Origin of the sequence: Planctopirus hydrillae (assembly GCF_001707835.1) — a bacterium.
In the GTDB taxonomy this organism is placed as follows: domain Bacteria; phylum Planctomycetota; class Planctomycetia; order Planctomycetales; family Planctomycetaceae; genus Planctopirus; species Planctopirus hydrillae.
The window spans coordinates 69043-95963 of the sequence record NZ_LYDR01000150.1 but is presented as its reverse complement, the minus strand read 5'-3'; the positions used below and the strand labels follow the sequence as shown (position 1 = coordinate 95963).

Here is a 26921-nt window from a genome sequence, read left to right as displayed (position 1 = left end):
ACCCATGTCCGAATCTGCAGAACCCAACCCCGCGACAGATCTTTCACCCAGTTCTTCTGAGAGTTCTGCTGGAGGAGAGCATCAGCTCACTTCGACCGGCATCGAGCAGTACGAGAAGCTGAAATCGACGTGGTTGAGTCACCTGACAGGGAATATCGAAGCTCTCGTCACGTCGTTTCAACAGACAACGGATCTGTCGACCAGGTTCCAGGCGAAAGAACTTTCAGCCGAGTGGGTGACACAGCATTTAGCAGTTCAACATGAACCGTGGCCTGCTGGTGATGCGGCAGGTCTCGTTGTTGAACTCGCCTGTGATGAGACGTTTTTTGTGGCGTTATTGCCAGAAACGATCGGCTTGCCAAACTGGTTTACGACGCCGGATGCCAGTCAGGAATCGCGACTGCAAACTTTGGCACAGGAATGGAGCATTCTTCTGCTGCCTGAGTCGATCGAGATCGGTGCCTCAAAAACGATGACCGTCTCGCGCATCGCGGGTCATGTCGAAAACCTGCCACTGCATGCCCGTTTGCTGGCTTATGCTCTGGAGGTGACAACTCTCGAGAATCCGCCGGAAGAAGGTGAAACACCCGCGATCATCGTGTTGGGGCCATTTCCTCTATCAGCAAAAGATGGTCAGCCATCGGGGTCGAGTGCCGATGCTGCATCAGGATCCAGCAAGACTGGCATGACGGGAGTCACTCCCCAGAACTTCGAGGATGAATGGGAAGAGGCCTCAGCAAACCTCGAGACCGAACGTCGTCAGAATTCCAGTGCCGAGCGACAACTGCCCGATTCACAGGCTGCAGTAGCGCCAGTCGATGGCCCGGTTGATGATCTGCTATCGAACTATGAGGGACTGGCCGCTCAAGATCCAATGGAATCTGCGGCACCATTGGCTCAAGAGACGATGCCTCAGCAAACGGTCACGAGCCAATTGATGCTGCAAAGGCTCTCTGGAGTGCGGGTTCAATTGAGCGTGCGCCTCGCAGAAAAGCGCATGCCCCTGGCTGCTTTATTGCAATTGTCACCCGGGGCTCTGGTGACGTTTAGTAAACCTTGTGAAGACCTGCTCGATATCTATATTGGAAATCGGCAGTACGCTCAGGGTGAAGCCGTCAAAATTGGCGAGCATTTTGGCGTGAAGGTCAATCGCTTAGGGCCACCTCCTGAGAAGCCCAGTAGCCTGATTCTGGACTGATGGCCATTGACCTTGCTCATCGGGTTTTCGGCGACCCAATCACATCGATGACTGGCAGTCAGGCGATGATGAAAAATCGATAAAGTCAGCCAGTGCAGAAACTCCCTGTAGAGAACTGTTGAACGTCTTGAGCATAATGGGCCGAGTTGATGGAGGCTTTGAAGTGGCCTTTGTCTGACATCGAGCGTTGATGCGAGAAAGCATTTCGCAGGTCTATCCGACAGGTTGGCTCCCATGAGTTCTGCAGGCACGCCCCAAGATCCCACTGCTGATTCCGAGAAGACATTCATCGCATCGGATGTCTCTGATGGTGCTATGGCAGCTACGAACATTGCGCCTGACACAGTTCTGACTGGCTCAACAGATGCCGGAGAACCAACAGGGAAGAGTTCGTCGACGACTGCTCCGCAGCGGATTTCTCAATTGGGCGACTTCCGTTTGATTCGCAAGCTTGGTGAAGGGGGCATGGGCGAGGTGTTCCTGGCACATCAGGACAGTCTCGATCGAAAAGCGGCGATTAAAGTTCTCTCCAAAAAACTTGCTGGCAAAGACGACTTTGTCAAACGGTTCTATCGCGAAGCGCGGTCGATGGCGAAGATCGATCATCCAAATGCCGTACGCGTTTATGCCGTCGATCAGGATCATGGTGTGCACTTTGTGGCCATGGAGTTCATCGATGGCAAGAGCATGCAGCATTGGATCGAGACTCTGGGCCGACTTTCTGTTGGTGATGCCGTGCATGTCACGTTGCGATGTGCTGAGGCTTTGCAGCATGCCCATGCCATGAACATGGTGCATCGCGATATTAAACCTGACAACATCATGCTGACGGCTCGTGGGCAGGTGAAGGTGGCGGATTTTGGCCTGGCCAAAGCGATCGACGATGAAGACAACTCGCTCACACAGAGCGGGACCGGTCTGGGAACGCCCTACTACATGGCTCCTGAGCAGGCCCGCAATGCCAAACATGTGGATGGCCGCTGCGATATCTACGCCCTGGGGGTCACGCTTTATCATTTTCTCACGGGGAAACTGCCATTTACCGGCAATACCACCGTCGAACTGATCATGAACAAAGAACAGGGAAAGTTTCCACCGGCTCGAAAAGCGAATCCCGAGATCCCGGAAAAGCTGGATCTGATCATCGATAAGATGGTGGCTGTCTCTCCTGAACAGCGATTCAAGGATTTCGGCGAAGTGATTCGTTACCTAGCGATGCTGGGCCTCGAAAACCCTTCACTCAGCTTTATTCAGGCTCCCGATAAAGTGGTGGCGACAGCCAATACGGCCACTGTCAAAAGTCCCGGGGCCGCCACGCGAAGCCTGCCCGCGGTGCCGAAGTCTTCCGCTGAAGATGCCGCTCAGCAGAAGCAGGCAGCAGCCAAAGAGATCATCTATGCGATTCAGTTCATCGATGCCCAGGGGAAACCAGCGGCTGCGAAGATGACTGCCCCCGCGATTATCAAAGGGATCAAAGCCGGCATCATTGACCAGCGGGCGAAGATCAAAAAACCAGGTGCGACATCCGCGATTCCAATTGCTCAGCTCCCTGAATTTGAAAATGCCATTCAGGCCCTTATTGTCCGGCAGGAAGCAGAGAAAAAAGGCCGGGACATGAAGTCGCTGTATGCCCAGATTGATCGGCAGGAGCGATGGCGGAAGTTCACCCGCAAAATTCGAGCGGCCCTTTCAGGTGCCCTGGGCTGGGTCAGTCTGCTGATCTGGCTGGGATTGATTGCCGGTGCGATTTACGGGGTCTACCTGCTCCTGCCACTCCTCAGGCAGAACATTCCGTTTCTTGAAAAGCTGGGTGGAAGCTGATGGATCCACTCTCATCATGCCACCAATCAATGCGTTGGAGAGCCTGACGGATTCTTGAATTTGTCTTGAAAGGCGATTGTTACCCAATTGCTGAGCTGTTCCACCTGGCCTGAGTTGCGAGTACCACCAGTAAAGTACACAGACCTGCCACACCGAGGCCAGCCAGAATGGCAAGCAGAGGAGGGAGAGTCAGTGCCGCAATGGTGAGGATGAGAATCAACAGGAGTGTGGTGATCTGAAGCCAGCGCTGTTTCTTATCCGGGGTCACAATCGCCACCATCCAGGCTGCCAGAATGATCGAAGCCAGCAGCCATAACCATCCCCACAGAGATCCCTTTCTGCCGGAGGGGACAAACTCGAGTGCCAGGCGGGCATCGCCACCGGCTTTCGAGAATCGCACGGTCTGGCCACTTTGAGGAAGCTCTGCCACGACGGAAAGTCCTTGTGAGACGGCACCTCGATTGGCAGGTAATTCAAAATCGACCATGCCACCCAGGCCACCACCTAAGCCGCCCGTCCCGAGAGTTGTCCCGCCAGAACTGGCCGCCATTTCCGAGAGGACGAAGAAACCGTCGCGGGCAGACGCGTCGCGGGCTTTATCGACGCCGAGCTTTGCCCTCTGCAGGCCATCTTCATCCCATTGAGATGATGTTGACTGTGATAATGATGACTGAGACGAGGTTGACTGACCTTTGTTTTCTCCCAGGGCACGCTGCTGCAGTGCAATGGAATCGGCCGCATTGCGTCTCATACCTCGACCAAGTTCCACCGCTTGACTTCCTCGATCAAACTCCTGCTTTCGAGCTGCGGAATCTTCCGACAATGACTGATAGCGTTCCAGTGATTCACTCGATTTGGACTTGGCCAGATCGACCTGCTGGCGCTGCTGTGATTCTTCCAAACGGTTCCGCACGGCACTGTTCAAAGAATCGAGTTGCTGATCGTTGAAGGCCTGGTACTGACGGCGGGCATCGAGTTGTTCCCGCGCTTCCTGACGATCTTTCTTCGATGGAGCGGACTCTTGAACAAACTCGTTTTCCTTGAGTTCGGACTTAAACCAGAAGGCTCCTCCTTGAGAGAAATGATCCGCCTGAGACTGGCTGCGATTATCGGTCAGAATCTGGAGAGCATTCGACTGCGCCTCGAGAGCACCTTCGGAAGGTTGCCCCAGGATGATGCCGTTGACTGCCAGCCCTGAGACATTCAGTGACTGGTTTTGAAGGTTCAGTTTTTCACCTTTTTGCTCAACCTTGCGTTGTAATTCCTGAAGTTGCTTTTGTGTGGCATTCAAACTGGTTTCATACTCATCGACAGCGGCTAAATCTTTGCCTGAAGCTCGACTGCGGTAGCTGGAACTATCGGAAAGCAACGACTTCAGTGCGATGCCATTTCCCAGGGCCTGTGCCTGAAGTGAGAAATTGGTCGAATTGTCGGCAATCGAAATCAGATAAGACAACTCCTGCAGGCGAGCCTGTTGCAGTGATAGCTCGGATTGAACCAATGAGGCACTATTCAGATTGTTGCGCGTGAGGTCGGCCAGCCCGGTCGCATGCAGATCATCGGGAATGGAAACCGCCCAGCGTGTGCGGGAAACCGGAATCCCGAGAGATTCATCTTTTTCGGGGCTGATGACTTGTGGTGCCGGAATATCGAGTTGGCGGGTTGTCCAACCGCCACGGGCCGGCAATCGACCATTCAGCTTGCCCGCTATAGTGATCTGCACGGTGATCGAAAGATCGGCAGCACTTGTGCGGGGTAAGGCCACCAGTTGAATCATCTGGCCGTCTTTCGACGATTGCACTGCTCGAGAGGGGGCACCATCGATCAAGACCGTGAGGAGTCTGGCTTCCTTAGGAATGACCAGCGGCAGGAACTGGCGCGAGCGATTTTTGATCAGGTAAGTCGCGCTGGTTCGATAAGTCCCATCGCGGGAGAGAATCGTCACCAGGTCGGCCAGATTCACACTGGCCGCTGCCAGTCGAGCCTGCGTTAGCGCGACGGCTTTCCACTTCAAAGAGACACCGGAGCTTTTCACCCGCAGAAGTTCAGCAGCCCGTTTAATGAGATCATCATTCAGTGCAATCCGCAGATCATCGCGAGTGACAGCATCGGCCTGTTCGGGAGCTTCACGAGTCAGCACGCTGCGCGAAGGATTGAGCAAGAGGACATAATGAGATTGCGGAATCGATTCGACCGAGCCTGTGTTGGTGCGGTCTGCCTCAGTCGTTTCAAAGCGTAAGCCGGGCGAATGCACCTGGAGGTCACGAAACTCCGTCGTCGCGACGGCAGCCAGCGAAAGGCTGCCCAGAATGGGTGTTCGCAAAAAGATCGTCCACCGGGGGCGGCCATCTTTCCCTTTGGAAGTGGCAATCGACCGGATTTCAGAACCTGAAAACTCGAGTTTGCCGGCAAATTCAGGGCTGGCAGAAACCTCAACCACATCGGCCGCAGCACGGGCAATCTGCCAGTTCAAAAGGAGTGAATGAGCAATCGCACCATCAGTCACACTGACGATCGATAGCGATTCAGCCGCCAGTTGCGGCTCAAGTCTCGACAGCGAGAGCGAAATGGGACGGGTGGTCTGGTTTTCTGAAGAAAACGCGAGTTGAGGAGCCTGACCATTTTTCAGTTGCGTCAACCCGGGAGAGAGGGTGGCGGGATCGATCGATCTCCAGCCTTCAAGGTTGGAAAAGTTGGCCGTAATGGCGGAATCTGTCCAGAGACCGACTTGTGAACTCAATCGATCCACATCGGTTAACTCGGGAAGTTCCAGGGCCATGGACCAGCGGTTCTGGCCATTGCGGCTGAAGGGGACTGCCCCCGCGAGTAGAATCTCCAGAGTCCCTTCACGCGGCGTTTTCCATTCCAGAGTCAACAGGTGCTGCCCCTCTGTGCGGGTTTCGTACCAGTCCTGTAAGCCTGCGCTTTCGACTCTCAGCGGCTGCCAATCTTTAGGGAGACGCAAGGTCAATGTCGCGCGGGGCACGCCCGAGACCTGAGCGATGAGCCGCGTTGTTTGCTGCTGGCGTGTGGGAGTCATGAGCACGCCATGCTGAGCCTGGGCGGTGATGCGGGACAACTGCCTTTGAACCCGCAGTTCGAGTGCATAAGGTCTCGCCGAGAATCGATAGGCGAACTGTGGAGCGGCAGCCGGGCGACTGACAGGGACTGAGCCACTGAAGCGAGACGTATCAATTTGTGTCAGTAGCTCGGTTTTATTGACTCGCACGTTGAACTGGCGAGCCGCAAAGACACCCAAGGTTCCTGTTTCATGTGTCACACCGACAGGGATCAACTGTGGCGCTTTCAAAACGGTCGGTTCCTGCGAGACGGGAAGTTCGAAATAGGCATCGATCGTCAGGCGGGTGGTGTCATCGACATTTCGTCGCAGATAGACTTTCAGTTTTCGCGCGGGGTCTTCGCCAGAGAGTTCCCAACTGCCGACATCAGGGCCTGTGACCGATTGAATTTTGAGTGCTGGTGGAACCTGAAGATCGAGTTCAATAACACTCCCCTGTCGGATCAGATATTCAAGCCCGGTGCTCACCTTAAGGCCGGTGTCATCAAAAGAGAGAGCCGTCAGTGAATTGAGCGAGACTGTGCGGTTGGCCACATTGAGTTCACCTTCGGGCTGCCAGGAGATGGACACCTCGTTGTAAGCGCTGAGTGAGACTTCGACCTTTCGCGGCTGGTCGTTTCGGGCGGGTATCTGCCGGAAGCCTGTGGTAGCGCCATTGAGCCGGACGAGCAGACCCTCTTTGGGAAGATTCCAGATCAGTTTCCCACTGGTCAAAGGTTCGAGGAGGATCTGGAACTGGCCAGCCGAGGGGGAGGAATTGCGATCAATAATCGTTTCCAGATCGAGGACATGCAGTCCTTCTCCAGTGATCAGGATTTGCTGCTGCGAATCTTTAGAAACCAGCGGGGCCGCTTTGCCATCCAGTTCCGCCCGGTTCCACGCCAGTTGCTTAAGTGGTAAGGCCAGCAATTGAGGAGCGCTCGTTCTCGACAGATAGACCAGCCTGGCCTTTAAGCGAACATCGTGTGTCCACTGGCTCTGGGCGGGTGTGGCTTTTTCATCTGTGCCAGCCGGCTGTGCATCTTGCGCAATACCGGGTGCAGGTTTGACTTGTGGTTTAGGAATAAGATCGACCACTAATGTCGTTTCGGCTAACCCACCAGCATGAGGGGCAGCAGTTTGGGGTCGTTTGTCAGGGTTGGCCTTCAAATACAGTTCGAGGTACTTCTCGTAAGGGATAAAAACCTGCTGGCTCCCTTCGAGAATCGCGGGGTCAGTGAGATCACCACTCGCCACAGGAATGACTGTTTGATTGACAGGAGGCGATGGGGGAAGCGGAGCCATGGCTTTCTGAGCTTCCTGGTCGATCTTTTGAACCTCTTCCTGTGCCATCAGCGGAGTGGTACAGGCTGACCAGAGACATAACCCCACGACGAGGCTCGCCAGTTGACCTGGGCCAGACCATCGAGTTTTGCCGCAACGTGAGAGGCAGCACGTCAGACAGAGATCGATCAGTGAGTAGAGCGCGACACCCAGCCACACCATCAACCCCCCGATCATGGCGGCAAACAAACCATCGAGCCAAAGCTGTGCACTGGCGGGAAGCACGCCACTAAAGCCAATGACGAGAGGAAGGCCAATCCCGAGAATCAGCCATTTGCGCGTCGCAGGAAGTTTACGGCAGAACCACGCGATGAGTGCTCCCATGCAGAAGAGCCAGCGTCCCCAGAGTGTGATCTCCTGACGGTCAAGATAGGTCAGTTTCAATGAGGCGACTTCTCCGCCATCGAGGCTTTCACCCGTTCCGACATAGCGAAACTCTCGACTGCGGGTACCGGCGGGTGCCTGCCAGTTCAGAGCCAGAGAGAGCCGGGATGTACCCGACTTTACCCCCCACGATTGATCCGCACGACCTGTCAATGTTTCGGCCCCTTCGCCGGCAGTCGCAGGACGTGCATCAGGAGTGGGAGTTGCTGGAGTTTTGTTGTCTGTCGTCTCTTTGCCTGCTTCTGCCGGAATTGGCATACCGGCTGCCACCGGCTGGGGCCGGTTCACGGCAACGGCAGGATCGCTGACAGCCCCAAAAGGTTCAGCCGGAGCAGCTAAAGGTGTTTGAGCAGCGGAAGCAGGACCGCTCGGAGGCGCGGCAGGTTTGGCACCCGCCCGCAGCATCTTGCGCGATTCTGCGATCTTCTCGCCAGCCTGTGCTGGAGCGTCAAAAGCCGGGACTAGAGCATCAATATCCGACATAGGTTTACCGTTACTCTCTTCGAGACGCTTCATCGATTTCTCGACAGGTTCAACAGCGAAACCTTCGACAGCATTGTCGGTATAAAAGGAGGCTGCAGGAGCAGCGGTGCGGGAAGCGGCGACGTGTCGTTCGGCCCTGCCACCCAGGAAAAACCAGGGTCCTACGCAGACGACCAGCACCAGCCCCAAAGCAAGAAGTCCACCGGCACCGGCACAACCCCAGAAGCCAGCCTTGAACCGGAGATAACAGGCTCCCGCAGTGAACAGAATCATGAGCCCGGCCACCAGCAATAAGGGAATCAGGCGTTCCCAACTGGCATGTTGGAAGAGCTCTTTTAACCTCGCCAGTTCTCCCGGCTGATCAAGTGGCGCGGTCGCCTCCAGTAAACCATTCTGCCTGACGAGTAACAGTTTCTCGGGATAATGGACTTCCCACGTCTGCTCGAGCACTTCCACGGTTTCAAGATCGCTCGATGACGTGACGACATTCAGCACAGGTGTTGTCCCCTCAAAATGGCTGGCCTGTGCCGATCGACCAGCCGTCGTATGATCTGTCTCGTAATAGACAACCACAGATCGTTCGGTACCACCGACCGCTGAACCTGCAGATGAGCTGTTCGCTCCCTCATTTCGACTGCTGAGAGGAACCAGAAAGCCTCGTGAGGCGAGCCTGGCTTCCACAGCCCGTCCATCAACCATCACTGCCCACAAGCGGCTCCCCTGACCAGGCTGACCTTGATCTCCGGGCAATTGAACACTGAGATTCTGCACGTTGGCGACCTGTAACAGGAATTCCGCCCTATGCTGAGCAGCGCCGACCAGCGGCAAGTGCGTATCGACTTTCAAACGGCGGCAGATGGCGCTGGGAAGTGCCGAGCGATCAAATCGTTGCTCACTCACAACAACCCTGGCTCCTTCGGCCAATGTTTCGAACAGAGCCACCAGTCGCTCGCGAGGGACCCACTTGGATGAGGGGAGTTCCAGCAGGTCCGCTTCTTTGAGAGGCGATCCATCAGCGGCCAGAGCATCAATCGATAACTTCTGATCCGGGCTGGCTTCGAGAGCTATAAATCCACTATGGAGTTGAGAATCGAGCACCAGCAGTTCGGGCACTTCGAACTTCTCGGCCTCAGGTCTGGGTTGCTCAATCGTCGCCCACAGAGTCAAGGCTCCCCGGGCTCGTTCCGCGAACCGCAGGATCCACAATCTGCGACCTTTGACCACCGGGCCGTCCTGCTGCTGGACGATCCGTCCGCCAGCACCTGTCAATGAGAACCGCAAATCGGTCCCGACACTTTCCGGCAATGTCAGCATCAGTCCGCGAACGCCACCACCTTGAACTTCGACCTGCACGGAAACAAATGACGAGATCGACTGCTGATCGAGTCTCCAGCCAGTGAGGCCTTTCGTGATCCAGCGGGAAGGCTGCCTCGATATGTTCAAGCCAGCTTTCCAGTTGTTGACCTGCGACTGCAACCTGAGTCGCTCGTCTTCCGCTTTGAGTGGTGCCAGATCAATCGCCACGAGATCGCGAGCAGTGACATCGAGATCTTCATCCGCTCGCACCACGACAGCCGTCTCTGTGAGAGTGGCTTCGGCAATGGGTAGGGAAGGTAAAACCAGCGAGACAGGAGCGTTTTCTTCCACCGGCCAGTTCTCGACAAGCTGCCTGGCTGAGAATCGGATCGATCTTCTCTCTCCCGGAAGCAATGGCTTGTCGAGAGCCACACGAATGCGATTGATCCCTGCATCACCAGGGATCGTCTGCCAGGTTAACCCCTGACCTTCGGCAGTGCTGGCCTGCAGCAATTTCCACTCAGCAGGAAGATCAAATTCGAGATCGAACAGCGAGACATACCGGGTTTCAACCATCGTACTGGCGGTAAGTTCAATACCACGGGCAGTGATTTCGACAACCATGGCGACTGCTGTATTCAGTTCGCGGGCTTTGGGTTCAGTCATGAGGTTTAACTCAAAATCTTCCCGCCAGACTTCAAAGTCGATGGAAGAATAGGTGTTGTTATCGCTGGGCGAGTTATTGGCTGCAGGAGCAGTACTTCGAGGAGTGGCAGAAAGACCTTCCGAGCGGCGCACTCCGTTTTCTTCCAGGGTTCTTAAGCGGACTTCCTGCGGATGACGCACGATGAGTTGCCCGACATGACTGGTGGCTCCATCGATCTTCAGTGGTGGTACCGACCAGGCCTCACCCACTTGTGTGGGCATGACGCCACGAACTGTCAACGTGCGCTGACCTTCAAACGGTTGCGAGAAGACCAGCGACATTTTCGTGCGCTCGGGATTCGCCGGGTCATCGGAGAGTGTCCACGCTTCGAGGCCTGTCGATTCGATGGCAGCGACTTCAAGCTTTGATGGGACAGACAATTCGAGTCGATCAATCGAGCGGCCAAAGACCTGCAGGCTGGTCAAGGCCTGCCAGGAGACTTCACCGGGGCTGCTGACAAGACCGTAGGCTGTGCTCGCAAAGAGCAGGGCATCAGTCGCTTTGGCTTCGGCTCGTTCGGTAAGACGCCATTGAAAGCGGCCCTGCCCGCCAAAGGGGAGGCGATACTCATTCGCTTCGGTGAGTGGCTTCAATCGATCCAGGGTCATACCAGAAGAAACAAGTTGTTTTTTCGGTGGAACAGTCACCACGATTTCCCCGGCAGGGACAGGTGGCAGTACAAAGGCGGCCACCTGATCACTTCCCGCATTGACCAGAGGTGTCGTTAACTGCAGCTCTAAATGATGAGTGCCGACTTCATTGGTCAGGAGTTGCAGAGGTGGAGCCGGCAGTCGAACCGATTTTTGCTGAGTTTTGACCATGGGCTGAATTTCGAGCGCCGGTCGATAAAGAGGTGCCGGCTCTCCATCCAGCCGAGCGGAGTCGATCGAAAGCCGTTCAAGTCCAGGGATTTTCCATTCGACCCAGCCGGGAGTGAGTTGTTCGAGTTCAAGTTTCAAATTAATGACGAGAACAGTCCCTTCGATCGTGGCCACAGCCGTTCCGCTGGTGATCACCTGATGAACCGGCGGAGTGGGCGAGTTGTTTTTGACCTGTGCTTTCTTGAGGAGTGCTTCGTAGTCATCTCGTGAGAGGAGGACACCTCGTTTTTGAGATTCAAGCACAGCCTGCAGATCTGCCAGAGGGACAAACACTTCTCGCCGAATGCTGGGCGATTCACCACTTTCGACAGAGACGTTCTGTACTGGTCGACTGGTGGGGGGCTGTGCCTGTGCCTTTTGTGATGAACTCCAGCCGCACACCAGGCACAGCAGAGCAGCCATGAGCCGACAGATATCGTTCATGAAGAAGGATCGACCCTTTTGACGAGGCGAAGACTTCGTTCGGAGATTGAAGGTGATGAGTGACATCAGTTTGTTCCTGCCAGAATCTGGCTCAGTCATTTCGCAGAATCAACAACATCTCTGGAAGCATCGGTATCGATCATCGCTGGTCACTCGGAGTTTTCTGCCCAGCGGAAACTGCTCTTTCTCGTTCACGGCATTCAATGAAGAACGACTCTGAACTCGTAAAAGCGATATCAACTGAGAAATCAGCTCTGAAGTTCACCCGTTGTATTCTGTGAAGGTGGATCCTCTGGCTTGCTGGATGTCGCGGATGAGGCATCTCCAGTGGACACAGCGAGTGGCTCTTCGACTTTGGTCTTAACAACGGGCTGCTCAAGTGGAACCTCGACGGGTTTTGGTTTTCCAGGACGGCAGCAGTTGACAATGCTGGCGACCAGCCAGATCAGTACCATGGCCACGAGGCCGAAGAACATGGCCGCGACGATATGTAAGACGAGATCGGCATCGGCAATCGCACTGGCGGCAGCAATGGTGGCCGCCAGAAGCAGAACGGTCAGTTTGTTTTCCAGCGGCGTTCGCCTGAGGAGCAATGCAACCACAATCAGTACAATGGTGGCGATCCAGGTATAGAAGGGGAGTCGCCACCAGACGACGGTGATTTCATTGCCACTACCGAGTCGACTGTAAAGTGTGCCACGACCTTCCCGCGGAAAATCGAACATGCCACTGGCAGTCTGACCAATCCATTCATCCAAACCTTCGAGGCTGCCTCGTGAAGTGGTTGGCGACGCGAAGATCAGGTCGTTGAACTTTCTGCGTGTTTCGAGTGTGTAGCCAGTGGGTGAGCCAACCAGCGAGAATTCATCGGGCACCCAGACCGCGACTCGCGATTGCTGAGTAACGATTCCCTGGGCATCCAGGCCACCCCAGACGGGCATTCTCAAGAGGAGTTTACCCCCATTGCTGCCAAATGGTGCGGGGGAAAGTGGTAAGCGATAGAGAATCGTCACATGAAACAACTCATCGGCCCCACTGGCGCGTGCCACATTGATAAAGTGAGTCGTATAAGGTCCTTTGTCGCTGGCACCTGGTGTTTTTTCGAGAGCGACTGGTCGATCACCCATAGCGGCTCCCAGTGGCTGGGCATCACCTGGTAAATCGATCCGCAAGCGTTGGCGCTCACTGCTCTTGATGGCATAGCGTGCCCGGCCCGTGACGACACCGGCTTTATCCACCACAATTTCGACCAGACTGCGAGAGATGACGGTTTGAACCACACCCTGCACATCGAGTTTGCTGGCTTTCAAACTGACTTCCACAGGCTGGCGGAAGTACCGGAAAGCAGCAAAGCCTTCGGGAACAGGCATGGTCAATTCGCGGGTGTCAATGCTTTCGACATCGCCACCTGTGGCGACGGCATCCACAGCTAAGGCCCGGTCTTTCGTCACCACCACTTCACCCACAATCCGCGTGAGTGGAACTGTCGTCGCCACAGTTGGCATAGCAGGTTTTTTCTCGACTTCTTCGGTTTTGGCAGCCTCCGCTTCAGCAGGACTGCTTTTGCCAGATTCTGACGAAGCATTTCCGCCCGATTCAGGGAGTGGGGAATCAATCAACCGGACGAGTCCCAGAGTTGCCGATTCTTCTGGCGGAGTGCCCGCTATGGGAGTCACATCAAAGGTGACCACAAATGTCTGGCGGCCCAAAACTTCTCGCTGCAGCACGACGGTCCAGGTCACCCACCCATCGACTCCCTTTTCTTCACGGCTTTGTTGTTTGATTGGCGCATCAGCCGTGGAGGTAATCTGCACACTGCTCGCCACACTTTCGGGAACCTGAAAACGGAAGGTCGAGAGTCCTGCGAACTCGACGAGATAGCCAATGGTGGTATGTGAACTGACTTGTCCCTGGCGGACATCGAGACGAGTGGTGACTTGTGCCGTTAATCGAGAAGGTTTACGAACTGTTGAAACAGGAATGACAACAGGCCTCTGCTGATAGCGCCAGGCAGAAACAAGGCGGGCATTGCCTGTTTGTGCGGGAGCCACAGCGGGATCTGGCTGTGCCGAGATGACCTTCTCGGTCTCTGTGATCACTTCCATGGCTTCGGGGGCGAAAACGACCACCTGTCCGTTTTCAACTTCAGCACCACGCGGCTCGATCAGAGGGAGATTCCGGGCCGCAGCCGCAGAGGCCCAGGGGACAAAACCATTGATGGAGAGACTGATCTGTCCCAGCCGCTTTTCAGTGAATTGGACCACGAGTTCACGCGTGGTCTCGTTGACATCGAACTGCTTCATTCCCGTCGCCACGACGTTTTCGACAGTCAGTCCTTCGGGCAGGCCGAATCGCAATTCAAAGACGCCGGCACGCTCGACCAGATAATCCAGCGAGGCGTTCAAGCGGAGCTGATCGTCGCGGAAGATCAATTGTGAGTTGTGATTGACAACCAGTCGAGGTTCGACAGGCCGAGCTCGCAGTTCGAGTTCAAACTCGGGTGAAAAATAGCGGAAATAAGTGGCCCCTGGGGTTCGAATCGAGGGAGCAGCACCGGCTTCATCGGTCCGTTGCAGGCCACGTTGCAGTTCGACAGTCAGGTTGACATCGGGCCCGGCATGCAGTGCCAACTGACCACTTTCACGCAAGACACCCAGGGCATGAATGCCACGGGATTGTTGATCAACGATCCCTGCAACAAAGAAGTTTTCGGCAGGGACCGATCGCTCGGTATGCACCTGAATCGTGGCTGGCTTATCGACTCGACCCAGCAGTTCGACCGAGATGATCTGCTGCTCGCCTTCTTTGGAGAGTTTCCATTCGCGAAGGCGCACGTCAGATGTCACATCGAGAACGCGATGATCTGCAGGGACAGCGATTCGTAAAGAAGCCAGTTGTCCGCGAAGAATGTCGTATTTGAGCTGGGCGTGCGTGTGAATCAGCCCATCTTGAACCTGCACACTGGTGAGGTTAGTGACACTGGCCAGCAGTTCCATATCGGGCCGGGAACCGACACGTGGATGCCAGTTGACCTTCAATTGTTCGACTGTTCCAAGGTCTGCCCGAATCCGGGTTTCTTTGGAACCAGGAGCAGTGGGGAGCAATTCGAGTGCGGCGGCTGGTGCCAGCTCGACAACCTGATCAGCTTCGGGAATCGTCAGTTCGAGACTGCTGATCCCGGCATTTGGCAACTGCATTTCGAATCGTCGTCCGTCGGGCGAGACACTGACTTTGGTGACGACTTCGAATTGAACCACATGTTCGCCAGCTTCCGGCATGAGCAGCGCGAGTTTGCCCTGGCCTAAACCTTGAAGGAGAACTCGATTGGTGCTGGATGAGACTTTGCCAACCGCGGCATCGCCAAACGAAATCGGCAGGACGGCCCAGCCCTGATTGAGAGAGAGCACCTTCAATTGCACATTCAGTCGGACGGCTTCTTTCTCGACCTTGGCGGTGTAACGAGCTTCGGAAACGACTGCCGGGACCGGTGGCTTTTCGCCGGGCTTCAAACTCTGCTGATGAGCTTTGTTCCAGAGTTCGAGATATTCCGAAAGTGGTAATGCAATCGTGGCATCATTTTTCCCAAAGACCTGCTTGAGGTTCTGATAAGGGATGTAGATCCACCGCTGAACCAGTTCCTGATTCCCCTGTGACGGGGCCGAGGGGCGTGGGGCGTTCTCCTCCTGGGCGAAAACCATAGTGGCTGGTGACAGAGCCAAAGCCAGCAAAGCCATCATCAGACGAATCACAGTCAATGACGAGGAGGAGCGCATGGCAGACTTTCTGCGAAATCAACAGCTTCCCCTGTGAGGAAAAGCTTACGGATGGGTCAATTAAGGGAAATACGCTGTTTGCGCCACTGGTGGCATAGATGTCAAAGATAGCGATTACACACATTGCGGAACATGGTTTGTCTCACAATCGCCCGCGCAACGTGGGTAGAAAATCTTTTCTTGCTGGACTGGTGGATCGATGCGTCTCACGGGAACCAAAACTGAGGGGCTTGCAACAAAGTGCGATATTCAGTCGTAACTTGTTTTTTCATTAGCCTTTGTGTCATCACAACACAGGCGGATATCGAGCGGAAAACAGGCAGTTGACCTGTCTGTGGATCTGTGACGCAGGGAAGAGCAGACAAAACTCCAGAGATTTTGCAGCTTCAGTACAGATTTCCGAAAATTGATGTGTTTCGGCGAAGTCACAATCTCAGTCACTCAACAGCGTCGAATTGTCGCGCCGCGCGACAGTTTGGTGCAGCATGCGATGATATTGTCTGTTTGAAGATCGAGCCCTGGGGTAGACGATCTCGCGTAACACATTGACGCATAGAGATTTAAGGATTGTTCACAGCCATGGCATCAAAACTGCTCGCATAGCTGACATCTGTCGAGTGGCGGCTTTGTGCTGTCCTGAATTTCTTGTTTCGCCAGAAGATTGAAATGATGACCAACTCACGACCGTCGCGCCGCCTTCGACCCGGCTTCACTCTGATTGAATTGCTGGTGGTCATCGCGATCATTGCGATTCTGATTGCCCTGCTCCTTCCCGCTGTTCAGCAGGCACGCGAAGCGGCCCGGCGAACGCAGTGCAAAAACAATCTCAAGCAACTGGGACTGGCAGTTCACAACTACGAGTCCGCTCTCAATGCATTTCCTCCTTCAGCCACTATCAATACCGCTGTCACCTCGACGGGAAACAATGGATCGTGGTCAATTCATGGAAGAATTCTCCCTTATCTCGAACAGGGAAATCTGTATTCGAAAGTCGATTTGAGTATCGCCTGGGATAATCAACTCGCCATCAGCGGACTAAAGATTCCCAGCTACGCCTGCCCAAGTGATCCCAAGTCGGATACTGTACGCGATCCCGGTGGTGGACGTGCACTGCTCTATCCCACCACCTACGGCTTTAACTATGGCACTTACTTTGTCTTCAACCCCACCACTGGGCAGGGTGGCGATGGAGCCTTCTTTCCCAATAGTAAATTGAGTTTCAACTCATTTACCGATGGCACCAGCAATACACTGCTCGCCGCTGAAGTAAAGGCCTGGACACCTTACAATCGGAATGCTTCGAGTTTCTCGACAACGACTCCCCCGGGAAATGCCTCGGCTGCGGCTGCTCTCTTAACTCAGGGAACTGACCCCAAATACAATCCTGCCACAGGGCACACGGAATGGCCAGACGGTCGAGTCCATCATGCAGGTTTCACGACCTGTATGAATCCCAATACAAATCTGTCAACGACTCACACCGATGGCGTGACCTATACCGACTGCGATTTCAACTCGTGGCAGGAAGGTCGCAATGGAAGTACAGGTTCACCAAGTTATGCCGTCATCGTTTCGCGAAGCTGGCATGAGGGAATTGTGAATGTCTGTATGGTCGATGGTTCAGTGCGAACGGTGAGTGAAAACATCGACAATGGGATCTGGCGGGCCTTAGGAACCCGCAATGGCGGCAGCAACGAAACGACCGTCGGCGAGTTCTAGCCTGATTCCACCCGGATTCTGCGTCTCAGGCTGTTGATTGGGTATTGGCCCGCTTAGAATTGATGGTCATGTGCAGAGTGTTTTCTGGCTTTGTCTTATGCTGTGATTGACTGATGGAGAGACGGCCTGTCGTCCTGGGTCACGTACTCAATTGTCAGCTCTGGACAAAATCTCCCGCTGTTCAACTTGAAGTAATGGGGTCTTCCGATGGTTTGCACTTCCCTCCGCTGCTTGTGTCTGACTCTCATTGCCGGAGTATGTCTGGTGGCTCAGATTTCTGAGGCCGCCACCCCAGCCGAGATAGCCGCTTCCCGGCAGAAAGCCATTGGGTTTCTCAAGACATCCCAGGCCGAAGATGGGAGTTGGACAACCAGTCAGACTCCCGGCATTACAGGGCTTGTTCTCTATGGTGCACTCAGTGCCGGTGCTCCCGCCGACGACCCGATGATTGTCAAAGGCCTCAAGTATCTGGAGTCATATCGCCAGCCCGACGGCGGGATCTACAGCCCCAAGGCTCATCATGGCAATTACGAAACGGCCATTTCGCTCCTGGCATTTTCGGCAGCGAATACGGATGGCAAATACAACGATCTCATCAAGAAAGCCGAAGCCTATATTCGCGGCGTGCAGTGGGATCAGTCGGAAAAGATTGAATCATCCGATGTCCGCTGGGGTGGTGCTGGTTATGGAAAAACCAATGATCGGCCCGACCTTTCGAATACAGCCTTCTTTCTCGAAGCCCTGCAGACAGCGGGTGTGAAATCGGATGATCAGGCCGTGCAGAACGCTTTGGTGTTCCTGTCCCGTTGCCAGAATCTGGAGTCTGAGTACAACACCACACCAGCAGCCGCCAAGATCAATGACGGTGGCTTTTACTACACCCCCGCTTTGGGTGGCCAGTCTCAGGCCGGTACGACTCCTGAAGGTGGTCTGCGTTCTTATGGCAGTATGACCTACGCCGGCCTGAAAAGCATGATTTACGCAGGGCTCAGCAAAGATGATCCCCGTGTGAAAGCGGCGACTGAATGGATTCGCAAGTTTTATACAGTGGATGAAAATCCCGGCCTGGGTGACCAGGGGATCTATTACTATCACCAGGCCTTTGCCAAAGCTTTGAACGCACTGGGAGAAGAAGTTCTCATCGATGCTCAGGGCAAGGAGCACCATTGGCGGGAAGATCTCGCCAACGCCTTAATTGCTAAGCAGCAGGCCAACGGCAGTTGGGTGAACAAGAATTCCCGCTGGATGGAAGGCGACCCGAACCTTGCGACAGCCTACGCACTGATGGCACTGAAATACGCGACGAAGTAAGTGAGCTTCCCGCTCCTTAGAGCCAATCCTTCTTCGAAACTTCTGGCACCAGAGGCTAGCCGTCAGCGTATCTTGAGACTTCAATGAGGTTCGAGTCTGGATCTCTCAAGTAGACCGACATGATCGGCCCGGTCGCTCCTGTTCGAGCGACTGGGCCTTCTATGATGGGTACATTGCAGGCGATTAAGTGATCGATGACTTCGCTCAGTGGTACTGAGGTGATGAGGCAGATGTCAGCCGAACCAGGTATTGGATGAGCCGCCCTGGGCTCGAGTTCTTTACCGGTTTCGTGAAGATTGATCTTCTGATCTCCAAAGCACAGCGCTTTTCGACCTGAACCGAAAGTGACGACACTCATCCCTAAGACTCTGGAGTAGTAATCGCATGTCGTCGAGATATTGGCGACTGTGAGCACCAGATGATCCAGTTTGTCAATATGCATCGATCGAGTCCTTGAATCTCGCCAACTCCTGCAGGCTGGCTTACGACTTCCAGTTCAAGCATGCGAAATTGGGTTTATACGTCACTCGTTTTGCTGGCGATTTCCAATATCAACTCAGGTAATGGCCAAGAGAGACAATCGATGAGCTGAACCATGCCAGACATGCCAGCAGATACCCGCTCCAAACCAGAACATGCACGCCGGGCGACACCCGGCTCTTGATGAACGCAAAGGGCGATAGAGTCGCAAGCAACCCCACGAACAAGATAACAGTCCAGAGGATGAGCAGCGGGGGGCCGCCAATCTCTCCCGAGTTCGCAAAAGGGCCTGTCATCGGGCCCATCACCACGCCCAGTGCGATGGCTGCAATATGGAGTGGAGTTTTATCCGTTCCTGCGAATTCGTTGTAGATGAGACAAGCACGCACAGCGATCGTCGCTGCAATCGCTGCAAACGAGACAAAGACAATCAGGTGGTACCGGGAAAGCCGCATGCTCTGATCTCTGAAATGATCATCGAACGTAGACAATTGAATGAGAGGCCACCCGTCTGCGAGGTATGCTTCCGAAGCTACCCATCCGAAATCGCCTGACGACCGTTCGCGAAGTTCCCCCCACGCTCAATACCATAAACCCAGCACAGCCAGATCATCGCTGACCAAACAGTGGCGAGCGCCATACTCGGCACCGGCAGGCGGCGTAGAGAACGAGGACCTGGAGTGTTCTCAGGCCGTAAATCACGCTGCGGCGGAAGTTGATACTGGAAGCTTCATCGAAGTAACGCACGGGGACGGGGATATCTCCCAGCTTAAAGCCATACCAGACCGCCTGCGCCAGGAACTGACTGTCGAAAACGAAGTCGTTCGAGTTCTTCTGATAAGGAATCGTTTCCAGAACTTCTCTGCGATACGCACGAAAGCCCGAGTGAAAATCGCCCAGGTTCTGCCCGAGCGAGATATTCTCAATCAGTGTCAGCATGCGGTTGAAGAGGTACTTATAAACGGGCATGCCACCGGCAAGGGCTTCCTGCCTCGTGCGAATGCGGGAACCCAGCACCACATCGCAGATTCCCAGCTTCAAAAACTCAATCGCCGCCGGAATGACCCGGCTGTCGTACTGATAATCGGGATGAATCATCACGACGTAATCAGCACCCAGTTCCAGTGCCCGGGCGTAGCAGGTTTTCTGGTTGCCGCCGTAACCCTGGTTGGTCTCGTGCTGAATCACTTCGAGGCCCAGCTTGCGGGCGACTTCGACCGTTTGATCTTTGCTGCAATCATCGACCAGAACAATGTGCTGCACACTGCCAGCCGGGATGTCGGCCACGGTTCGCTCCAAAGTCGCTGCTGCGTTGTAGGCAGGCATGACAGCCACAACGATGGGAGAATTCACCGCCTCGCCCACGTTCACTCACTCCTCTTTCAGTTTGGCATGCAAGTCTGAAGACCACATCTGACAACTCATGATGAAGGTCCCGCTTCACACTTGAGCCAGTCTTCTCTCATGAAATCCAACAAAAGAATCTGGGATCCGACAAAAGAATCAAATCGTCGTCACCCGTTTGCAGGATGATCTCTCACTTCGAATCATGCCAAGATGCTCCTCAAAAACCTTTTGACAGGCCACTCTGCAGCAGGCAATCTCGTGAGATTTTCCCACTTTTCCAGTGAAAATCAGTCTTCAGGAATGCTGCGGGGCTCTTGAAGAGACAATTGGACAGGGGACGGCTTCACATCATTGTTTTGTGACCACAGGATGAACTTCCCGCGCGGGCTGGCATCTGGCGCTTGATTTCGAGAAACTGACCACGATAGGTTTTCAGGAGTTGTCGGGTTGGTTTTTCAAACCCGGCAGTGGCAGCCTTCAACAGGCCTTTGTCCTGAGAAGGATCTCACAGAATCTGCAGCAGGTTGTGACGGACACGATGGCTAAAAAGAAATCTGCCAATGATGCCACAGGCCGTAAAGTGCGCGTGAAGGCCGACGTGACCTCACCGGAGTTTCCCGAGATTCTGCTGGCCGGATGGACTGGCACCGTCGTCGAAGTGACTGGCAAACCTCCCGCCGAGAAATATGTCATCGAGTGGGATGTCGAGACATTATCCCGCATGCCGGCCGATTACATCACACGGTGCGAAGCGCAGCAGTTGTATCACCTCATGGCCTGCCTCGACGCCGATGCGGTCGAAGCCGTGTAGTTGTAGGGCAGGCTCCCGCCTGCCTTCCTGTATGCCTTGGGTAAGATCAACTGGAAATGCCCGGCAACCGGCGTGCACGTGTTTCTGGTAGTACGATCTTCTCCACCATCCCGGCCCACCGACAAAGAATCTCTCGTATTCGTTTGAATCGATCATGGTTTGGGTGCAGCGAGGAAGGCAGGCAGGAGCCTGCCCGACTTTTCCCGATTGCCTGTGGCGTTTGCTGTAGGGATTTGTTTCGATAGTTGTGTGCAGAAAGCGTCCTGCGGATGGGACGCTGATCTTCCATTCTGCCGCAGCCCGAACAGACCTCCCTGATGAAAGCTCGCCCTATGCCCACCTTCCGCTTTTCTTCCCTGACCAGGCTTGCAGCGCTCATGCTGAGTGTCGCTGCGATGACCTCGCCCGCTCTTCATGCTGCAGAAATCGCTCGCGAAACCTTCGACGACACCGGCTTCGAATCGATCTTCGACGGCAAAACACTCGATGGCTGGCATGTCAGTACTAAGACCGGCCACAGCCGGGCGAGTAAGAACACCACGGGTGGGAAATGGGTGGTGGAAGATGGCGCGATTACCGGCTCTCAGGATATCCCTGCCAATGGCGGCATCATCATCACCGATAAGCAGTACGGCGACTTCGAAGTCGTTCTCAAAATGAAGAACGACTACGGCCCCGATAGCGGCCTCTTCCTGCGTAGTACCGAAGACGGCAAAGCCTGGCAGTATATGATCGACTATCATAATGGTGGAAATGTCGCCGGTATCTATGGCGAAGGCTTAGGGGGCAAGCCTCACTTAAGGAACTATGACTTCCTCGATGCGGTCACCAAAATCAAAACGAAAGACGCTCCGGTCGCCGCACCGGTCTCGGCCGAAGAATGGCCCGAGTTCTGGAAGCACGGCGAATGGAACGAACTCCGCGCCCGCATTGAAGGTAACCCACCGACCATTACCACCTGGATCAACGGCGTGAAGTTCATGAAATGGACCGAAACCGAACTCCGCCACCCGGATAAAGGCGGCATCGCGCTACAAGTCCACGGCGGCGGAAACTTCGTGGATCAGTATGTGCGGTATAAGGATATTAAGGTGAAGGTGCTGAAGTAGTAGCGAATAATGCGGCGAGCGGGGGACGTCAGTCCCCTGTTTCTTTCCTGTGATGTCCTGCATCAAATGCATTCACAAAACCACGTCAATAAATAATTCCGAAATGTGACGAAAGCCAACAAATGCTCGGTCTCGTCCCGTATCTGCTTGCCAGCGGCGTCGTGTTTGATCCAAGCGACACAAGAATTCATCTGGCCTGTTGGAATGGCATTGAAGAACCGATCAATGTCTACTACCGCGGTGAGTTCCAAGCTTGGCAAGAAGGGCAGAATCGTCGTAACTTTGAATGCAAACATGTGATGAGTCTCATCGACTTGGGACGAGGAATTTGGCTATTTGCAGGGATCTACCATGTTTTGGGTTGTCAACCACACCCAACTTGGGAGGGAGGGCATTACCTGTACTCGACAGAACTCCTTCCCGGGCAATCTGACCTCGTCGGACGCCTGATCATCGAACACCAGCGTACACGCCAGTCTTATGTCTGGTGCAAGCCGGAGATGGCTTTGCAGATTGTGGAGATCAAACGTGAAAAAATGACCATCGCCGACTTTCCAGGTTACCACTCAATTGTCATCAATCATGATACTCTTAAGACAATCATCCGCATGAAGATCGATTCGTGGTATTCAGCCCTCGCCAACATTCGAGGAGTTTACCTGATAGTCGACACAACCAACGGAAAAACATATGTCGGAAAGGCGTCCGGCGATGTCGGTATTTGGCAACGATGGAGCACCTACGCCGACAATGGCCATGGTGGAAACAAGGAACTCATAGAAGTTCTTGTCGAAAACGGCGAGGAATATATGAAGAACTTTCAATATTCATTATTGGAGATCGCCGACACATACGCCTCAGAAAAATATATCTTGGCTCGCGAGGCTCACTGGATGAAAGCGTTGATGTCACGCAAGTTTGGTTTAAACTGATGAACCAAGGGTACTTTTTATCGGCAGGATGCAAGAAGTTACGACGGAATGCACCAGCCTTGATTATCCTATAAGAAACAGTGCATTTTACCCTCCTGCATGCACCCTACATATTTCTTAGACGATCCAATTAGGTTGGATGTATTAAAGATTGCCCTTGAATCCTGTCGGGCGAAGCAGCCTTGGCTTGACCCACACGCTTGATTCTAGTGAAGTTGTTTACCAAAGCTGCGATTCGGCGACTTTTCGACGGCACAGCCCGCATCCAAGATTCCGTCGGGGTCGCCAACAACTGATGCGGTTCGCTCAAAGCCATATTGTTTGCCATCCATTTGCTGCTGCCATTTGTCACTCGCCATGATCGCTTCTATTTCATAAAGGCGGGTTCACTCTGCCAGGTGGCGGTCAATTGCGCTGTTGTCTGCGGCACCGTTTGATCCGCTCTGGCGAACTCTGTAACTGCTCTGCTCGATGGCAGAGTGGCTTGGCTGGTTGACAGGACAATTCTGGCGAGGGATAGTCAATTGCGAGGTTTACGGGGGATGCGCGAAAAGGGAGTGCGGTCTCCTTGTCTGTGGATCTGGTGATTTTTGTTCTGGTGATGACAAATAGGAGGTTGGGTCATGAAACTCTTAGCGATGTTGGCAATGACGGCTCTCATGTTTTCCGGCATGGGTGCTGTAGCGGAAGCTCAGTGGGGTTATCGGCCTGTGCGCGTCAATCCGAGGTATCCTGTGCGGGTTTCAACACCGAGCTATTTTGTGCCGGTTTCGCAAGAGCCAGTGCGGGTTTCGCGCAGCCCGAGAGTGGTTTACGAGCCCATGAACGTCGTCTATTCACGCCGCCGCCCTATTCTCGGCGGGTATTCGGTCCGTGTACGACCTGCTTACCGCCGCATGGTGATGTGGTAACGAGGGAGTGTGGACCGCCCGTGGGTAACGGTTCCTGCTGGAGAGAGAGCTTTCGTTTCCCCCAGAGCAGATTCCTGATTAGGATTGGACGGGATCGACTTGAACCCCGCTCTCTTTCCAGTGAACGTTCCCGCATGATGCCTGCCGATGATTACTCTCCCGATGCGTCTATCCCTGATGCAGTGATGGGGGAGCATATAGCCAGCCCTGCCGATGTTTCTCCGGTGGAAACGTCGCCCGCAGATCCTCCGTTCTCGGTGGATCGCGCGGGGCTGACGCCGATGATGCAGCGGTATCTGGAGGTCAAAGACCAGCATCCTGCGGCTATTCTTTTCTTCCGCATGGGCGACTTTTACGAACTCTTCTATGAGGATGCGAAGGTCGCCGCCCGCATTCTGGGGCTGACACTCACCAGCCGCGATAAGAACTCGGAAAACCCAGTCCCGATGGCAGGTTTTCCGTACCATGCTCTCACGGGTTATCTGCAGAAGATGATCCGTGCGGGACACCGCGTGGCGATCTGTGAGCAAGTCGAAGATCCCAAAGCGGCCAAGGGAATGGTCAAACGGGAAGTGACGCAAATCGTCACTCCCGGCACACTCACCGACGACTCGCTCCTCGATCCTCGCGAAACCAATCTGCTGGCCGCCATCCTTCCCGGAAAAAGCCACAGTGGCCTCGCCTGGCTCGAACTTTCCACGGGCCGGTTCATCTGTGCCACACTTCCTGCGACTCAGATCCATGATGAACTAGCGCGACTGCAGCCAGCCGAAGTTCTGACGCCCGAACGATCACGCGAAGATCTGACGATTGCCCGCATTCGCCTGGGTGCCTGGGCTGTGACCGAACGTCCGCCCTGGGCCTACAGGCCCGAAGAAGCTCACCGCCTGCTCCTTGATCAATTTGGTGTGGCTACACTCGAAGGCTTTGGCTTTTCCGGCGACAATTCATCGACCACACAGACCACCATCGAGCCCGGGATCATTGCCGCCGGGGCTTTGCTCGAATACGTGCGGGAAACTCAGAAGTCGCAGCTCATTCATCTTTCCCGGCTGGAGCCCTACGAGCCATCGCAGCATCTGTTGATTGATGAATCGACTCGCCGCAGCCTCGAACTGACGCGAACCTTAAGATCGAATCAGCGGGAGGGAAGTCTCCTGTGGGCCATCGACCAAACTGTCACACCCATGGGGGCCCGGCTGCTCCTCGACTGGCTCTCGAATCCACTCAAAGAACGTTCTGCCATCGAAGCCCGGCTGAACGCTGTGAGTGAACTGGTGGTTGATCTGCGGACAACACAGTCGCTGCAGGAGATCCTCAAGACGGGGTACGATATTCAGCGGCTTACGGCCCGCATTGGAACAGGTCGCGCTACGCCGCGTGATCTGGTCAGCCTGACGCGTACGCTCGGTCTTTTGCCGCAGATCAAGGCACGTCTGGCTGGCCGACGATCGACTCTGCTGAACGAACTCGAAGCAAAGATTGATTTTCATCAGGACTTGCGCGAAGCGATCGAAGCGGCACTGGTCGATGAACCGCCTCTCAATCTGACAGAAGGTGGTGCCATTCGGCCCGGCTTTGATGCGCAACTTGACGAATGGCGCGATCTGGCGCGTGGTGGTAAAGAGTGGATGGCAGCTTATCAGGCGGAAGAAGTTCGCCGGACAGGGATCGCGAATCTGAAAGTCGGCTTTAACCGCGTTTTTGGTTTCTATTTAGAATGCAGTGCCAGCCAGGCAGATAAAGTTCCTCCCGAGTATATCCGTAAACAAACTCTAAAGAACTACGAACGCTACATCACCCCCGCCTTAAAAGAGTATGAAGATAAAGTTCTGCAGGCCGAAAGTCGGTCGATTGCTCTCGAACAACAACTCTTCAGTGACTTGCGGCAGAAGGTCAGCTCTCGCGCCGCCGAATTGCGAGTAACGGCAGAATCACTGGCTGTGCTCGATGTGCTCTGCAGTTTTGCCATACTGGCCACGCGGCGGCAGTATGTCCGCCCGGAGATCGCCAGTGAACCAGTGCTGGAGATTCGCCAGGGGCGCCACCCGGTACTTGATCAACTTCTCCCGACAGGTGGATTTGTCCCGAATGATATTCGCCTGGGTGGCTCGAATGGTTTTATTCAACTGATTACCGGCCCTAATATGGCAGGTAAAAGTACATATATCCGTCAGGCGGCTTTATTAACGATCCTCACACAGATTGGTTCGTTTGTCCCGGCGGAATCCGCCCGGATTGGTCTGGCGGATCGGATTTTTGCCCGTGTCGGTGCCAGCGATGAACTGGGCCGGGGGCAATCGACATTCATGGTCGAGATGACTGAGACAGCCCGGATTCTGCATTCGGCCACCGCATCGAGCCTGGTGATTCTCGACGAGATTGGACGTGGTACGAGCACTTATGACGGGATTTCGCTGGCCTGGGCCATTACGGAGTTCCTGCATGATGCCGTCGGTTGCCGGACATTCTTTGCGACGCATTACCACGAATTGACCCAACTGAGTGCTTCATTAAAGTCGGTGATGAACTGGAACGTGGCAGTTCGCGAACAGAATGACGATGTGGTTTTCATGCATCAGATTGTCCCTGGGGCGGCTGATAAAAGTTATGGCATTCATGTGGGTCGGCTCGCCGGCCTGCCGGGTGTCGTGCTCGACCGTGCGCGTGAAATTCTGAAAGTTCTGGAAGCCGAGCAGACGGATCATCTCTCGCAGGATCCGGGGAAATCGCGACTGCCAGCGAGAAAAACCCGCCGCTCACGCGAGCAGCAACTTACACTCTTTGAACTGGCTGAACACCCGATTTTAGAAAAGATCCGCCAGCTCGATGTGCATGGCATGAGTCCCGAAGCCGCCTGGCAGGAACTCGCCCGCCTGCGCAGTGAGCTCTCTCCTTGATCGACTCGTCCTCTAACGACCTCTCTGTTGCCGA

At 54.6% G+C, this 26921-nt stretch carries 15 protein-coding genes; 9 read left to right on the top strand and 6 right to left on the bottom strand.

Translation table 11 applies throughout. The features are described from left to right. The first annotated feature begins 4 nt into the window (after positions 1-4). Together A6X21_RS18130 and A6X21_RS18125 are read left to right on the top strand one after the other, a co-directional pair. The gene (locus tag A6X21_RS18130) at positions 5-1198 is read left to right on the top strand and encodes a FliM/FliN family flagellar motor switch protein (protein WP_068850718.1); all 1194 of its coding nucleotides are present in this window, start codon (positions 5-7) and stop codon (positions 1196-1198) included. Between the two features lie 234 nt (positions 1199-1432). Beyond that, on the top strand, positions 1433-3019 hold the full coding sequence (locus tag A6X21_RS18125; protein ID WP_068850715.1) for a serine/threonine-protein kinase: 1587 nt from the start codon (positions 1433-1435) through the stop codon (positions 3017-3019). Positions 3020-3098: 79 nt separating this feature from the next. On the opposite strand, the gene A6X21_RS18120 is transcribed toward A6X21_RS18125, so the two are convergent. Both A6X21_RS18120 and A6X21_RS18115 read right to left on the bottom strand, forming a co-directional pair. Beyond that, entirely contained in the window at positions 3099-11594 is an 8496-nt protein-coding gene (locus A6X21_RS18120) for a coiled-coil domain-containing protein (protein WP_068850712.1), read from the bottom strand. Positions 11595-11842: 248 nt separating this feature from the next. Beyond that, entirely contained in the window at positions 11843-15367 is a 3525-nt protein-coding gene (locus A6X21_RS18115; RefSeq protein WP_068850710.1) for a hypothetical protein, read from the bottom strand. 666 nt (positions 15368-16033) lie between these two features. Here A6X21_RS18115 and A6X21_RS18110 point away from each other — a divergent pair. Together A6X21_RS18110 and A6X21_RS18105 are read left to right on the top strand one after the other, a co-directional pair. Then, positions 16034-17086: a DUF1559 domain-containing protein gene (locus A6X21_RS18110; RefSeq protein ID WP_068850939.1), complete on the top strand. Its 1053-nt coding sequence runs from the start codon at positions 16034-16036 to the stop codon at positions 17084-17086. A gap of 264 nt (positions 17087-17350) precedes the next feature. Then, positions 17351-18397 (top strand): prenyltransferase/squalene oxidase repeat-containing protein, encoded by a 1047-nt coding sequence (locus tag A6X21_RS18105; RefSeq protein ID WP_083233721.1) that lies wholly within the window; start codon positions 17351-17353, stop codon positions 18395-18397. Positions 18398-18452: 55 nt separating this feature from the next. Here the strand turns inward: A6X21_RS18105 and A6X21_RS18100 are convergent, their stop codons facing one another. The 3 genes from A6X21_RS18100 to A6X21_RS18090 form a co-directional block, all read right to left on the bottom strand. Further along, complete coding sequence (locus tag A6X21_RS18100) at positions 18453-18839, bottom strand: VOC family protein (RefSeq protein WP_068850704.1); 387 nt, start codon at positions 18837-18839, stop codon at positions 18453-18455. A 109-nt stretch (positions 18840-18948) separates the two neighbouring features. Further along, positions 18949-19332, bottom strand: coding sequence for a hypothetical protein (locus A6X21_RS18095; protein WP_068850701.1), 384 nt, complete (start codon positions 19330-19332; stop codon positions 18949-18951). Positions 19333-19486: 154 nt separating this feature from the next. Then, positions 19487-20242, bottom strand: coding sequence for a glycosyltransferase family 2 protein (locus tag A6X21_RS18090; RefSeq protein WP_083233720.1), 756 nt, complete (start codon positions 20240-20242; stop codon positions 19487-19489). A gap of 421 nt (positions 20243-20663) precedes the next feature. Between A6X21_RS18090 and A6X21_RS18085 the strand changes: the two genes are divergently transcribed. The 3 genes from A6X21_RS18085 to A6X21_RS18075 all read left to right on the top strand — a co-directional run bounded on the left by A6X21_RS18085 (position 20664) and on the right by A6X21_RS18075 (position 23076). Continuing rightward, positions 20664-21035, top strand: a complete 372-nt coding sequence (locus A6X21_RS18085) for a hypothetical protein (protein ID WP_083233708.1) — start codon at positions 20664-20666, stop codon at positions 21033-21035. A 317-nt stretch (positions 21036-21352) separates the two neighbouring features. Next, on the top strand, positions 21353-22144 hold the full coding sequence (locus A6X21_RS18080; RefSeq protein WP_240490315.1) for a 3-keto-disaccharide hydrolase: 792 nt from the start codon (positions 21353-21355) through the stop codon (positions 22142-22144). A gap of 122 nt (positions 22145-22266) precedes the next feature. Continuing rightward, positions 22267-23076: a GIY-YIG nuclease family protein gene (locus A6X21_RS18075; protein WP_068850698.1), complete on the top strand. Its 810-nt coding sequence runs from the start codon at positions 22267-22269 to the stop codon at positions 23074-23076. 206 nt (positions 23077-23282) lie between these two features. Here A6X21_RS18075 and A6X21_RS24825 read toward each other — a convergent pair whose 3' ends face one another. Further along, complete coding sequence (locus tag A6X21_RS24825; protein ID WP_165603853.1) at positions 23283-23435, bottom strand: hypothetical protein; 153 nt, start codon at positions 23433-23435, stop codon at positions 23283-23285. Positions 23436-23699: 264 nt separating this feature from the next. Here A6X21_RS24825 and A6X21_RS18070 point away from each other — a divergent pair, with 264 nt between their 5' ends. Next, positions 23700-23987: a hypothetical protein gene (locus tag A6X21_RS18070; RefSeq protein ID WP_131818421.1), complete on the top strand. Its 288-nt coding sequence runs from the start codon at positions 23700-23702 to the stop codon at positions 23985-23987. A gap of 281 nt (positions 23988-24268) precedes the next feature. Continuing rightward, the gene (gene mutS, locus A6X21_RS18065) at positions 24269-26887 is read left to right on the top strand and encodes a DNA mismatch repair protein MutS (protein ID WP_068850926.1); all 2619 of its coding nucleotides are present in this window, start codon (positions 24269-24271) and stop codon (positions 26885-26887) included. The last annotated feature ends 34 nt before the right edge of the window (positions 26888-26921 follow it).